Source organism: Bradyrhizobium sp. (genome assembly GCF_030646015.1).
In the GTDB taxonomy this organism is placed as follows: Bacteria; Pseudomonadota; Alphaproteobacteria; order Rhizobiales; family Xanthobacteraceae; genus Bradyrhizobium.
Genome location: NZ_JAUSLT010000192.1, coordinates 1 through 13504, shown reverse-complemented (window position 1 = coordinate 13504; position 13504 = coordinate 1). Strand labels below are relative to the sequence as shown.

12 protein-coding genes are annotated in these 13504 nt (G+C 62.6%); 5 read left to right on the top strand and 7 right to left on the bottom strand.

Annotation, left to right across the window (positions count from 1 at the left end; genetic code table 11):
- The first annotated feature begins 238 nt into the window (after positions 1 to 238).
- On the top strand, positions 239 to 400 hold the full coding sequence (locus Q7T45_RS27140) for a DUF2934 domain-containing protein (protein ID WP_304875096.1): 162 nt from the start codon (positions 239 to 241) through the stop codon (positions 398 to 400).
- A gap of 124 nt (positions 401 to 524) precedes the next feature.
- On the opposite strand, the gene Q7T45_RS27135 is transcribed toward Q7T45_RS27140, so the two are convergent.
- The gene (locus Q7T45_RS27135; RefSeq protein WP_304875095.1) at positions 525 to 731 is read right to left on the bottom strand and encodes a hypothetical protein; all 207 of its coding nucleotides are present in this window, start codon (positions 729 to 731) and stop codon (positions 525 to 527) included.
- A 544-nt stretch (positions 732 to 1275) separates the two neighbouring features.
- Here Q7T45_RS27135 and Q7T45_RS27130 point away from each other — a divergent pair.
- Complete coding sequence (locus Q7T45_RS27130; RefSeq protein WP_304875094.1) at positions 1276 to 1725, top strand: hypothetical protein; 450 nt, start codon at positions 1276 to 1278, stop codon at positions 1723 to 1725.
- A gap of 5 nt (positions 1726 to 1730) precedes the next feature.
- Here the strand turns inward: Q7T45_RS27130 and Q7T45_RS27125 are convergent, their stop codons facing one another.
- The 3 genes from Q7T45_RS27125 to Q7T45_RS27115 all read right to left on the bottom strand — a co-directional run bounded on the left by Q7T45_RS27125 (position 1731) and on the right by Q7T45_RS27115 (position 5181).
- The gene (locus Q7T45_RS27125; protein WP_304875093.1) at positions 1731 to 2639 is read right to left on the bottom strand and encodes a PhzF family phenazine biosynthesis protein; all 909 of its coding nucleotides are present in this window, start codon (positions 2637 to 2639) and stop codon (positions 1731 to 1733) included.
- A gap of 57 nt (positions 2640 to 2696) precedes the next feature.
- The gene (locus Q7T45_RS27120) at positions 2697 to 3902 is read right to left on the bottom strand and encodes a diguanylate cyclase (protein WP_304875092.1); all 1206 of its coding nucleotides are present in this window, start codon (positions 3900 to 3902) and stop codon (positions 2697 to 2699) included.
- 151 nt (positions 3903 to 4053) lie between these two features.
- Positions 4054 to 5181, bottom strand: coding sequence for an S-(hydroxymethyl)glutathione dehydrogenase/class III alcohol dehydrogenase (locus tag Q7T45_RS27115; RefSeq protein WP_304875091.1), 1128 nt, complete (start codon positions 5179 to 5181; stop codon positions 4054 to 4056).
- Between the two features lie 96 nt (positions 5182 to 5277).
- Here Q7T45_RS27115 and Q7T45_RS27110 point away from each other — a divergent pair, with 96 nt between their 5' ends.
- Positions 5278 to 6150, top strand: a complete 873-nt coding sequence (locus Q7T45_RS27110) for a DMT family transporter (RefSeq protein ID WP_304875090.1) — start codon at positions 5278 to 5280, stop codon at positions 6148 to 6150.
- 75 nt (positions 6151 to 6225) lie between these two features.
- Here the strand turns inward: Q7T45_RS27110 and Q7T45_RS27105 are convergent, their stop codons facing one another.
- The 3 genes from Q7T45_RS27105 to Q7T45_RS27095 form a co-directional block, all read right to left on the bottom strand.
- Positions 6226 to 6540, bottom strand: coding sequence for a hypothetical protein (locus Q7T45_RS27105; RefSeq protein WP_304875088.1), 315 nt, complete (start codon positions 6538 to 6540; stop codon positions 6226 to 6228).
- A gap of 73 nt (positions 6541 to 6613) precedes the next feature.
- Positions 6614 to 8068: a deoxyribodipyrimidine photo-lyase gene (locus tag Q7T45_RS27100; RefSeq protein WP_304875087.1), complete on the bottom strand. Its 1455-nt coding sequence runs from the start codon at positions 8066 to 8068 to the stop codon at positions 6614 to 6616.
- 111 nt (positions 8069 to 8179) lie between these two features.
- On the bottom strand, positions 8180 to 8839 hold the full coding sequence (locus Q7T45_RS27095) for a peroxiredoxin (protein WP_304875086.1): 660 nt from the start codon (positions 8837 to 8839) through the stop codon (positions 8180 to 8182).
- A gap of 376 nt (positions 8840 to 9215) precedes the next feature.
- On the opposite strand from Q7T45_RS27095, the gene Q7T45_RS27090 reads away from it, so the two are divergent.
- Both Q7T45_RS27090 and Q7T45_RS27085 read left to right on the top strand, forming a co-directional pair.
- Complete coding sequence (locus Q7T45_RS27090; RefSeq protein ID WP_304875085.1) at positions 9216 to 9797, top strand: hypothetical protein; 582 nt, start codon at positions 9216 to 9218, stop codon at positions 9795 to 9797.
- A gap of 884 nt (positions 9798 to 10681) precedes the next feature.
- The coding region (locus tag Q7T45_RS27085; protein WP_304875084.1) for an EAL domain-containing protein at positions 10682 to 13504 on the top strand (2823 nt) is incomplete at its 3' end.

Sequence of the window (13504 nt, the reverse complement as noted above, 5' to 3'; positions counted from 1 at the left end):
GGTCCGCAACCAATTCGCCGCGAAGCCTCGGCTTGGAAGCCAACGGTCTTGCGGCTGCAGCTTCGCGTTGATGCGTTCGGCTAAAGCCGCGCCGTCGTGGCCTTCCGGAACAAGTTGGAAAAGCGGGACTTTCCTTATCGGGCTGCGGTCTTCTCAGGAGCGGAGCCTGCATGGCCTGCCGTCTTTGTAACCTCCAGGGCCAGGCGGGTTGTGCTTCTTATTCAGGAAAGCAGATGCAATGGAACAACCGACCAAAGAGCAGATCATCCACCGCGCCTACGAACTTTGGGAACAGGCCGGCAAGCCCGAGGGCAGGGATGATGAGTTTTATCATCTGGCGGAACAACAGTTGCGGAACGCTGAAAAATCTTCCCCGTTACGCACGCCCGACAATTTGTAGCCGGTTCGCATGAAGGGAGTGCTTCTGGTGCTATGCGTCCGCCCACTTCATGGGGATTGACGCCCGGGAAGGGTGCTTCAAACGAGGCAGTCGCTCTGAGAACCGATCGTCGTCGACCGCCGTTTCATGCACGCAGCGACTTCAGCGCGTCTCCGTTGGTCGCAATCCGGACTGGTGGCATTTGGCCGTCAAGCCAATCCTGCTCGGTCGCGAGGGCTCGCCAGGCGGCTTCCATGCGCTTGTAGCGCTTGTGGCTGGGCTCGTCTGGCGCCCGCTCGGCCATCCGGGCGCAGTTCTCGGCGTTCTCAAGGAAATGTTGTGACTGCTTCATCGATGCCTCCCGTTTCCAGGGACATAGGAGGCCGCTGGTCGTTTGCAACAGAACGGACGATGACACTTTGTCCACGCACATGAATAGCCGTTTAGGCTGGCTTGCAGTGCGCAAGTGCCGAAGCGAATTTCGTGCTGCGAAGGAATTTTCGCACCAGCATTCTCTGCGTCGATTCAATTTCGTTCAACGCAATGATTGGCCTCGCCATATGCTGACCAGCAGGAGTCTGAACTCACAGCGGGTAGCCGGCGAGGGATGAGGGCGGCCGTCGCCCCGGATCAGTAACAGCGGGCCGAGGGTCGCCTGACCGCGGCAGGAGGCCGCGATTGCGATCTCCGAAACACAGTTGGGAAGTCGATATTTGGGCAATTCGGGTTCCATCCGGGACAAAATTCCCCTCAAATGGGAAAAAATCGTCGCCGGATGCCCCTTTTTCGCCCTTTCGGAATGCTTAACGAAATTCCAACATAGTGTCGCCAGAGTCCTCCGAGGGTCCGCTTGAGGACCGATTTTATCTTCCATCTACCCGGTTTCCGATCGATCCATGCGCATCACACTTCTGCCCTTGCTGTTGCTCTCGCTGCTGGCCACCGCGCCGGCGCGCGCCGATCTGCGCATTACCCGGGATCACGGCGGCTATGTCACCGAATACAAGGCGAAATACGAGCGCATCCGCGACCGCAAGGAGCGCGTCATCATCGACGGCATCTGCAACTCGGCCTGCACCATGGTGTTCGGCATCGTGCCGATGAACAAAGTCTGCGTGACGCCGCGCGCCAGCCTCGGCTTCCACCAGGCCTATTACGACAAGGCCTTCACCTTCGGTATCAAGGTCACCAGTTCGGAAGGGACATCGGACCTGATGTCCTATTACCCGCGGCCGGTGAAGGACTGGATCAGCCGCAATGGCGGGCTGACCAACGAGATGAAGAAGATCAAGAACGGTACGGACATGTGGAAGATCGTCGACCCCTGTCCGGAAGAGTTTTTCTGATCCGCTCACGCCAGATCGATCGTCCCTGACATCACGGGGACGCAGCGGCCACCGATATAGGTCGCGGTCACCGTGCCGTTTTTCTTGTCAGCCTGCGCCTTCAGGATGCTCGGGCGTCCCATCTCCACGCCTTGCGCGATCGTCTTCGACAGCGAAAGGGTAGCCTCCGGGCGCAGGTGAGCGAGCAGGCCGATCAGCGCGACGTTGGCGGCGCCGGTTGCCGGGTCCTCGGGAATATTGAGATGCGGCGCAAACATCCGGGCGCGGATATCGATGCCGGCCTCATGGACCTGGGTGTACAGCATGATGCTGACGGCCGGCTGCTTGCTGACTTCGAGGCGGAACACATCGCCGTTCGGGCTTGCCCCGAGCAGCGCGGTGCGGCTCTTCAGTTCGGCCAGAATGAACGGGGCGCCGCAGGACGCGATACGCGGGCGATGATGGATGGTCTCGATCTCGGCGAGCGGGATTCCGCAAGCCGATGCCACCAGTTCGCCCGCAATCTCCGCGCCCACCGAGAGCGGCTGCGGAGAGGCGATTTTCGAACCCACCACGATCGCGCCCTCCCGCAAGATCTCGATCGGGACCAGTCCGGCCTTCTCCTCGAAAATGACTCGGTTGCCGCCGACGGGCCGGCCGTAACTGGAGCCGGCGCGGGCCAGCACGAAAGCGGTGCCGACATTGGGATGGCCGGCAAACGGCATCTCGCTGCGCGGGGTGAAGATCCGCACTTCGGCCGTATGCGCGGCGTCCCTGGGCGGCAGCACGAAGGTCGTCTCCGCCAGATTGAACTCGGCGGCGATGGCCTGCATCTGCCCGGCCGACAGCCCCTCGGCGTTCAGGACAACGGCCAGCGGGTTGCCGACGAATTGCGTCCCGGTGAATACATCGACGGTCTGAAATTGCAGGCGCATCTCTCACGGTCCCCAGCAGGTCGCCACGCCCTGATCGGTTGGTCGATCCGGTGCGGTTCACGCCGAAACACGATTCCGGCCACCTTTCTTCGCAGCATACATCAACTTGTCCGCGCGCTCGATAGTGTCGGTGATGTTCTCGCCGGGCGTTGCGACGCATGTGCCGATGCTGACGGTGACAACAGCGCCGGTCCCGAGACCCGGATGGGGAATTTGCAGGTCGCTTACCGCGACGCGCAGTCGCTCGGCTACGGCGAGGGCTTCGGATCGATCCGCGGCCGGAAGAATAACGACGAACTCCTCCCCGCCGTACCGGACGACGATGTCGTCCGGTGACCGGAGGGCGCTTCGTATCGCCGCGGCGACCCGTTGCAGGCAACGGTCACCTTCAGCGTGCCCGCCCAGATCATTGAACAGCTTGAAGTGGTCGACGTCGATCATCAATACGCCGCTGCCAAGCGATGGGACGAGTGAGGTGGACCAGTTCTCGGTGAACCGGTCGAGGTAGCGCCGGTTGAAGACACCGGTCAGCGCGTCGGTGCTGGAAAGTTGCGACAGCCTGGCATTGGCTTTGTGCAGCTCGGCCGTTCGCGCGGCGTCGATGCGGCGCATCGCCAGAATTTCATTCATCCGGAGCTCTTCCTGTTTGCGAATGAACAGCGCGAGAATCGCGATCAGAACGCTGAATCCGACCAGATCGAGATTGACCAAGGTGCGCGGAAACTGCAGCGCTCCGGTGACGATCAGTGCGTACGCGGCGATCGCGACGGCTGTCATGATCTGCGTGGCGCGCCAGGGCAGGGACGCAAATACCGCCGCGGCAAAGATCGCGAATTGCGCGGCCATCATATACCGGCTCGCAATTGGCTCCTGCGCCCATTGGCCGAGGAGGGACGTTATGACCACGAGCGAAATCGTCGCGGCAGCGCTTGCCGCGGATTGCAAATGGCGGTTTCTCGACCAGACGTTGATACCGAGCCCGATCAGCACAAGCGGTGTCACCACGAACAGTCGCAGGCTGACGGCAGTTGAAAAGCCGTCACCCAGATTTTGCTGATCGATTGCAAGCACGGAAAGATTTGCCAGTGCGACCGCCACCAGCCATCGAAATTGCAGTCGGAGCCGGGCGTGGCGCGGGGCATCCGTCCAGGGACCCCGACTCGCGATATCGGCCCGATCGCCGCGAGGCGAGTATTCGTCGGGCGCGCGTTGGTCGGCGGAGGCCATGAAGTTGCTACCATCAGAAGATGTCAGCAACGACATGAGACCAAATTTGCTAAGGCATGATGATCGGCGCGCACTCGGCTGGAATATGACTAATGACTGGTGCGCGTGCTTCCTTCCCATCCGTATTTTCACGGGGCGTGGCCGGCGACCAGCCGACGGCTGGCAGCCGGCAATGGCTTTCGTGATCTCAGAACGTCACCACGCCGCGAATGGATTCGCCGCGCTTCATCAGTTCGAACGCGGTGTTGATCTCGGCCAGCGGCATCACATGGGTGATCATCGGATCGATCTCGATCTTGCCCTGCATGTACCAGTCGACGATCTTCGGCACGTCGGTGCGGCCGCGCGCGCCGCCGAAGGCGGTGCCTTTCCAGATCCGGCCGGTCACCAGCTGGAACGGGCGGGTTGAAATCTCCGCGCCCGAGGGTGCCACGCCGATCACGATCGACTGGCCCCAGCCGCGATGGCAGGCTTCCAGCGCCTGCCGCATCACGGTGACATTGCCGGTGCAATCGAAGGTGTAATCGGCGCCGCCGATCTGGTCGGCGCCCGATTTGGTCATGTCGACGAGGTGCGGGACGAGGTCCTTGCCGAGTTCCTTCGGGTTGACGAAATGCGTCATGCCAAAACGCTCGCCCCAGGCCTTGCGGTCGTTGTTGATATCGACCCCGATGATCATGTCGGCGCCGGCCAGCCGCAGGCCCTGCAGCACATTGAGCCCGATGCCGCCGAGCCCGAACACGATCGCCTTGGCGCCCTGTTCGACCTTTGCGGTGTTGATGACCGCGCCGATCCCGGTGGTGACGCCGCAGCCGATGTAGCAGACCTTGTCGAACGGCGCGTCCTCGCGGATTTTTGCCACCGCGATTTCCGGCAGCACCGTGAAATTGGCGAAGGTGGATGTGCCCATGTAGTGATGGATCGGCTTGCCGCCCATGGAAAAGCGCGAGGTGCCGTCGGGCATCAGGCCCTGGCCTTGGGTGGCGCGGATCGCGGTGCAGAGATTGGTCTTGCGCGACAGGCAGGACGGGCACTGCCGGCATTCCGGCGTGTACAGCGGAATGACGTGATCACCCTTCTTCACGCTGGTGACGCCGCGGCCGATGTCGACCACGACGCCGGCGCCCTCATGACCGAGAATCGCCGGAAACAATCCTTCGGGATCGGCGCCGGACAGCGTGAACTCATCGGTGTGGCAGACCCCGGTGGCCTTGATCTCGACCAGCACTTCGCCCTCGCGCGGGCCTTCGAGCTGCACGGTGGTGATTTCCAGCGGCTTGCCGGCAGCGACAGCGACGGCGGCACGAACATCCATGGTATTCCCTATCTCTTCGATCTGCGTTTTCCGGCGAGCGGGCCCGCGGGATTTACGATTGCCGGATAGCATATGTTCAGGCAATCACGCCTGCAAATGAACCGAGACTTCGAAAAAATGGCCGCGCGCGCGGCGCCGGCGATTTTTGTCGTGCTCTGGAGCACTGGCTTTATCGGTACCAAATACGTCCTGCACAATGCCGAGCCGCTGACTTATCTGGCGATCCGGATGGCGCTGGTGGTCGGGTTGATGGCGATCATCGTCGCGGTTGCCCGCCCGGTATGGCCCAACCGCTCACAGATCGGCCATAGCATCATCGCCGGCATTCTGGTGCACGGGTTCTATCTCGGCGGCACGGCGGTGGCGATTTCGCTTTCGATTCCGGCAGGGCTTTCAGCGTTGATCCCGGGGCTGCAGCCGATCCTGACCTCGACGCTGGCCAACCGCTGGCTCGGCGAACGCGTCACGCCGCTGCAATGGACCGGGCTGCTGCTCGGGCTCGCCGGCGTGGTGCTGATCCTGCACGATCGACCGATGGGCGGGCAGGCGGGCTGGGGCTGGCTGGCCTCGGGCGTGTCGCTGGTCAGCATCACCCTGGGCACGCTGTATCAGCGGCGCTATTGCAACAGCATCGACTGGCGTTCCGGCAATCTCGTGCAGTACGTCGCGGTCACGGTGCTGTTCGGCGCAGCTGCGTGGCTGTTCGAGAGCAATGTGGTGCACTGGACGCGGGAGTTCGTGCTGTCGGTGCTCTGGCTGGCGGTGGTGCTGTCGATCGGGTCGATCGGGCTGTTGTACTGGCTGATCCGGCGCCAGGCGGCGACCTCGGTGGCGAGCCTGTTCTATCTGGTACCGGCGGTGACCGCCATCATGGCCTATGTTCTGTTCGACGAGCGGCTCGATACCATCGCCATGATCGGCATGGTGGCCTGCGCCGCCGCGGTGTTCGTGGTCAACCGGCGGGCGTGAGCTTGGGGCCGGGCCTCAAAACAAGAGCCCCCGGGCTTTCACCCGGGGGCCATTGAGCGCGACGCCGGGAGGCGATCAGCGCTTCGACTTCCTGGCCTTCTTTTTCTTCTTGGTGGTTTTCTTGGCGGCTTTCTTCGCGGTCTTCTTGACGGCTTTCTTGGCCGACTTTTTCGCGGAAGATTTCTTGCCAGCTTTCTTGCCGGCCTTCTTGGCCTTCTTGGCCTTCTTCTTCGGCGCGGCCTTGGTCACGGCTTTCTTGACAGTTTTCTTGGCCTTCCTGGCGGTCTTCTTGACCTTCTTGGCCACCGTCTTGGCGGCTTCCGCGGTAGCCGTCGCGGCACTGCTCCCCGCATCCGTCACTTGATCGAGAACCGGTTTATCGTCGTCCATATCGTCCCCCAGTGTTGTCGAAGCCGCAACGATAGCCGGATTCTCAAATGTGTAAAGCGGACGCCGCGACTGCTCAACCACGACGGGTTTTCGCATAGGCTTCGAGCGCGCGCTCGCGCCCTCGTCTGTGATCGACGATCGGCTGCGGATAGGTCGTGCCGAGTTCCACGCCCGCGCCCTTGAGTTCGAGCGGCGCGGCACTCCATGGCTGATGGATCAGGCCCGCCGGCAATTGCCCGAGCTCGGGCACCCAGCGTCGGACATAGGTGCCGTCGGGATCAAACTTTTCGCCCTGCAGGATCGGATTGAACACGCGGAAATAGGGCGCGGCGTCGGCACCGGAGCCGGCCACCCATTGCCAGTTGGCGGGGTTGCTGCCGGCGTCGGCATCGACCAGCGTGTCCCAGAACCACTTCTCGCCACAGCGCCAGTCGATCAGCAGATGCTTGACCAGGAACGAGGCCACCACCATCCGCACCCGGTTGTGCATGGCGCCGGTGTGCCAGAGCTGGCGCATGCCGGCATCGACGATGGGATAGCCGGTCTGGCCGTGCTGCCACGCCCTCAATGCCTTATCGTCGTGCCTCCAGGGAAATGCGTCGAAGGACGGCTGCAGGTTGCGATCGGCGAGATCTGGTACGTCGAACAGCAGATGCCGGCAGAATTCGCGCCAGCCGACCTCGCTCAGGAACTTGTCGATGTCGCCTGCCAAAGCAGGCCGCGCGGCCGCGGCAAAGCGCGCGGCATGCCAGACCTGCCGCGGGCTGATCTCGCCAAAACGCAAATGCGGCGACAGTCCTGACGTGCCGTCGCGATCGGGCCGGTCGCGCTGGATCGAATAACCGGCCACCCCGGTTTCAAGAAATGCGTTGAGCCGGGCCTGCGCCGAACTCTCGCCCGGTTTCCAGCTCTGGCGCAGGCCGCCGGCCCAGTCGGGATGCGAGGGTTCGAGGCGCCATGTCTCGAGCCGCTCGCTCGCGACATCAGGGGCTGCAGCAAGCGTTGTCGGGGCCGGCAATGGCTTCGGCGGATCGCCTGACGATTGCACCCGCCGCCAGAACGGCGTGAATACCCGCAATCCCCGTCCTTCCTTGTTGCGGATGGAAGATGGGGTCGCCAGCAGGTCGCCGGGAAAGCCGTGGCCGGCAACGCCGATCGCTTGCAGGCTTGCAGCGACCTGTTCGGCGACGGCCCGGTGCGGCGCCTGCGCGATCTCATTCCAGAACACCGCCTCGGTGCCGGTCTCCCGCACCAGCGCCGCAATCACCTTGGCCGCAACTCCCCGCCGCAGCACCAGCTTCGAGCCGAGCGCGGTCAGGTCCGCCTGCAAGGCCCGGAGCGACTGCGCCAGCCACCAGCGCGCCGCGCCGCCGAGCGGGCGCAGTTGCGCGTTGCTGGTTTCGTCGAGGACGTAGAGGCAAATCACCGGCGCGCCGGTGCTTGAGGCGGCATGCAGGGCAGGGTGGTCGGAGAGGCGGAGATCGTCGCGAAACCAGACGATGCAGGGTGAAGCGAGTTTGCCGGTCATCATGTGCTCAACGCGGAAGGCGCCTGTTGGGTCCGCACGGCTCGCGCCGTTCCACTGAAACAAAAAGGGGATGCGCATGCATCCCCTTTTCTCCGGCGGATCGGTCGCCGACTACTTCGGCTGCGGCACGATCCGGAGATAGGGCTTTGGCGATTTCCAGCCCTGCGGATAGATCGTCTTGGCCTCGTCGTCGGTGACGGAGCCCGCGATGATCACGTCCTCGCCCTGTTTCCAGTCCGCCGGCGTCGCGACGCGGTGCTTGGCGGTCATCTGCAGCGAATCGATCACCCGCAGGATTTCTTGGAAATTGCGCCCGGTCGTCATCGGGTAAACCAGCACCAGCTTTATCTTTTTGTCCGGCCCGATGATGAACACGTTGCGGACCGTCAGGTTGTCGGCGGCGGTGCGCGTGGTGGGATCGCCCGAGGTCGAGGCCGGCAGCATGTCGTACAGCTTGGAGACGTTGAAATCGGTATCGCCGATCATCGGGTAATTCGGCGCTGCCCCCTGGGTTTCCAGGATGTCTTCGGACCATTTCGCGTGCCTGTCGACGGGATCGACGCTGAGCCCCATCAGCTTGACGCCGCGCTTGTCGAATTCCGGTTTCAGCTTGGCCAGCGCGCCGAGCTCGGTGGTGCAGACCGGGGTAAAATCCTTCGGGTGCGAGAACAAAAGCGCCCAGCTGCTGCCGATCCAGTCATGGAATTTGATTTTTCCCTCGGTGGTCTCAGCCTCGAAGTCCGGGGCAACAGCGCCAATCTGGAGAGCCATCTTACGACCTCATGTCATTCAAGTTACAGGTGAATTTGACCTTGCCATTATAGCGGGCGGCAGGCCTTAAGTGAACGGGCGCGCGGCAAAAGGGTCAATCCTTCTCCGCAGGCGGGAACTCGTAGCATCTTCTTGCGATCCGCGCTTGTGCGGCGAAAAGACCAACATGGCCGCTCCTGTCCGGGCCGCCCCGATATTGCCTGATATCGCGCCCAACACGCTCGGCCCGATGACGATGCCCGGAACCATGACGGAGGTCACAGCGACTAATTGGCAACTACTTAAAAATCTCGCGACCGAGGTTTTGATTCGTTAACCACTCGTTTACGCGCCCATGAAAATGCTGATCCAGAACAAGAAAATGAGAAGTGTACCAATGTCTGCCTCTACCGGAATGCTTGCCGACCGTATCGGCACCCTCGAACCGTCCAGGATTTCCTGCCGCGATAGCGCTGCGCTTGCCCTCACTGTGGTGCGCGATGGCGTGATCACCGGCGAAGGCCCCACCACCCGGGGCCGGGTTCATTTTTCCCGTGCGCTGGATGCCGATGACGCCGCCTGGTGCGCCCGCATCCTGACCGCGACCGCCGTCGAGCATCAGCCGGTCAGCCGCGCCGAAGCCGAAGCGCTGTTCGAGATCAACGACGCCGCTGCCGAGCGCAGCGACGAGGGCGTGTTCGACGATCTGCTGGCCAAGGCAGTCGTGCACCATGCGGCGTCCGCGTCCGGCCTTGCCGTGCCGCCGCGCACCGTCGCGCTGTCGCCGGACACCGCCATCGAAAGCTGGGCGCCGACCCAGGCCAACGTTGTCGATATCGCCGTCCTGCAGTGGCTCGCCAGCCAGATGCGCGGCAAGCGCCGCAGCAACCGTACCCTGATGCGGATGGTCGCTACCGTCGTCGGCGCCGCGGCGCTGCCGCTGGCGCACCTGCCGAACGTGTTCGACATCGGGATGTGAGCAGAGCGCCGTTGCGACGGCTTTCGGATTTGAATTTCTCTCAACGTCGTCCCCGCGAACGCGGGGACCCATACGCCGAGCCGTAGCGTTGCGGTTGATGTTAGAAGGCTTGTTGAAGCATTTCGCCATTGCATCAAGCTACCGGGATTATGGGTCCCCGCGTTCGCGGGGACGACGTGAGAGGGTTTAAGTCTTCAAAAGAAAGATACGACTTCGCGTTCTCGCGGCGCCATTCGCCCGAGGTTTGCCATCAACTTCACGCCCTCTCCAATCAGAGGGCGCGGGGAATGCCGGGCGCCCGATGCGCCCGATAGCCGCGTGTGCAATGGGTAGTGGTAGAAGGCACACGCGTTGTCAGGTCACACCGGAATCACCCGGCATTCCCCGCGCGAAGGTTTACGGCTTATACGTGATCTCCCCGGCGATCGGCTTTCTTGCCACCGTCGCCCGCGCGACTTAGCGCGAACTTGACACCAGCACCGAGGTGTCAGGACTACACGATTTCGCCATCCGCTTCAGGCGCCCTCGTCAGGAGCGCCATCCACGTCCACCGCATCCCCGACCCGCGCTGATGACGTTGCGCAACGCCCCTCTGAATGGGACGGGATGGCTATTGATATAGCCTGATCCTAACTTCTGGAAAACAGAAATATTTTTTGCTGGCGGGGCTTGACATGATTTCCGATAATCAGAAGTGATTTGCCCGACGGGTGGATTTGTTGAATGGGCTCAGGAAATTCGTGTTTGCGCGCGGGCAACAAAACTTCGTCGCCCCGGTCTCCGAGCGGCCGCCGATCTGCGCCATTTTAACCTCCCGATAACTGATTTTCCTAACGGCCTCTTGGTACCGGTTCCGCTACACCTTCACAGGTGGGGGATGGAAGATGTCGGGTGTTTCATCGGAAAGTGCCAGTTCGGGGAGTCGATGGCTGCCAAACGGCGGTCTGCGCCTTCGCGGAAGGCTCTTTCGTGGAAGACTTTTTCGTGGAAGACTTGGCGCGGTTCAGTGGCTCATTCTGTGCGGCGCCGCGCTCGTCATCGCGATCGCGTCGGGCACCGGATATCTCGCGCTCGAGTTCCGGGAGCGCGCGCTCGAGGCCAGCGAGCGCGAACTGACCAACAGCGCGCTGCTGCTGTCCCGTCATTTCGACCAGCAACTCGCCGATCTCCAGCATGTCCACGACGACGTCGTCGCCCACATGCAGGCTGGCAGCGTGAACACGGCCGACAGCTTCGAAAAGCAGATGTCGACGCTATCGGCGCATGAGATGCTGCGTACCAAACTCGCGGCGCTTCCGCATGTCGGTGGCTTGAATCTGTTCAACGTCAAGGGCCAGCTGATCAACTCATCCGAGATGTGGCCGGTGGCGGACGTGAGTGTCACGGACCGGCGCTATTTCCGCGAATTCACCTCCGGCAGGCCTACTCCCGATGTGATCGTCGAACCGGCGGTCAGCAAGGTGACGAAAGTCTGGACTACGATCTTTGCGCGCAAGATTACCGGCCGTAACGGCGAACTGATCGGCTTTGCGACCCGGGGCGTCGAACCCTCGCATTTCCTGAATTTCGTCGCTTCCCTGGCGCTGAACAGCGACACCACGATCTCGATGATTCACCGTGACGGCACCGTCATCGCCCGCTATCCGCAAGACGACAATCTCATCGGCAAGAACGTCAGCAAATCGCGCTCCTTCCAGCATGCACTGTCGGTGGATGGCAATGCTTCCGGGCGCTTCAAGCACTCGCCCGAGAGGGAGGAACGGATCGGTTCCATCCGGGCCCTGACAAATTTTCCGATCCTGATTGTCGCCTCAAACAACGTGTCGTCGGCGCTGGCCGATTGGCGGGCGCAGGCCAAGCTGCAGTTTTCCGCGGCACTTCTCGCTGTCATCGTCGTCATCGCCACGATCTATCTGATCGTTCGCCAGTTGAAGCGTCAGCATGCGGCCGCGCAGCGGCTGCTTTCCGAGAAGAGTCAGCATCTCGACTGCGCCATCAACAATATGACGCAGGGACTTCTGCTGTTCGACGCCTCGGGCCGCCTCGTCATCTGCAACCAGCGCTACATCGATATGTTCGGCATATCGCCTGAGGTCGCCAAGCCCGGCTGCCATCTGCGCGACCTCATCCGTCATCGCCAGGAAACGGGTTCGTTCGTCGGCGACGTCGATGCCTATTGCGCGAGATTTCTCGACCCGAAGGATGACCTGATCAACGACACCGTCATTTCGACTCCCGACGGCCGCATGATCCGGCTGATCTACAAGCGGTCGCCGGACGGCGGCTGGGCCACCACGATGGAAGACATCACCGAGCGGCGGCGTGTCGCGGCCAAGATCGAGCATCTCGCCCATTATGACGCATTGACCAACCTGCCGAACCGGACGCTTTTCCAGCGGCACGCGGAAGGATTGCTGCTTCAGACCTCCGACGTGCAATTCGCCATTCTCTACATCGACATCGATGAGTTCAAGCGCATCAACGACTCACTGGGCCATTTGATCGGCGATGAGTTCCTGAGGGGTGTATCGGGGCGCCTGCTCGAAGCCGTCGGACCGAGCGATTTCGTTGCACGGCTCGGTGGCGATGAGTTCGCCATCCTGCAGCGCGACGTCGTCTCCGACGACGATGTCGAGGCGCTGATCGTGAAGGTCTATCAGGCGCTGCGAACGCCGTTCGATTGCCTCGGCCACAGCCTCGGCAGCGACGCCAGCATCGGCATTGCCATCGCGCCGCGTCACGGGTCCGACCTGTTCGGACTGCTCAAGAGCGCCGATCTCGCGATGTACGCGGCGAAGGCGGCCGGCCGGCGGACCCATCGTTTCTTCGAGCCGTCGATGGAAGCGCAGGCCAACCTGCGCCGCGAACTCGAGCGGGATTTACGGACTGCGATCGCCCAGGGTGGTTTTGAGATCCACTACCAGCCGATTGTCGATCTGCGCAGCAACGCGATCACCGGATGCGAGGCGCTGTTGCGGTGGCGGCATCCGGTGCGCGGCATGGTCTCGCCGGCCGACTTCATTCCGGTGGCCGAGGAAACCGGCCTGATCGAGGAGATCGGGCAGTGGGTGCTGCGAACCGCCTGCGCCGAAGCGGCGGCGTGGCCTGCCCATATCCGCGTGGCCGTCAACGTTTCTCCCATCCAGTTCGGGTCGCCGACGCTGTCCCTGAAGGTCGCCGCCGCGCTCGCCGATACCGGTCTCGATCCGCACCGGCTGGAACTCGAAATCACCGAGGCGGTGCTGATTGCCGATGACGATGCGGCGCTGGTGGCGCTCAACCAGCTTCGCGCGCTCGGGGTTCACATCGCGCTGGACGATTTCGGCACCGGTTATTCGTCGCTGAGCTGCCTGCAGCGGTTTCCGTTCGACAAGATCAAGATCGACCGCAGCTTCGTCAAGGAGCTGACGCATGGCACGGGTTCGGCGTCCATCATCAAGGCCGTCGTCAGCATCGCCGCCGACCGCAACATGATCACGACCGCGGAAGGGGTCGAGACCGAACAGCAGCGCGATACCGTGCAGTCGCTCGGATGCACGCAGATGCAGGGCTACCTGTTCAGCGCCGCGCGCCCGGCGCATGAAATTCGAAGGATGCTGGGCGGCGGCGCGGGTACTGTCGCAGCGGTGGCGTGCGGGGCTCTTTTTGCCCCCCTCCCTCCACGCGCCCTTGCGCGTGGCGGGGAGGGGTCGGGGGTGGGGGCTAGC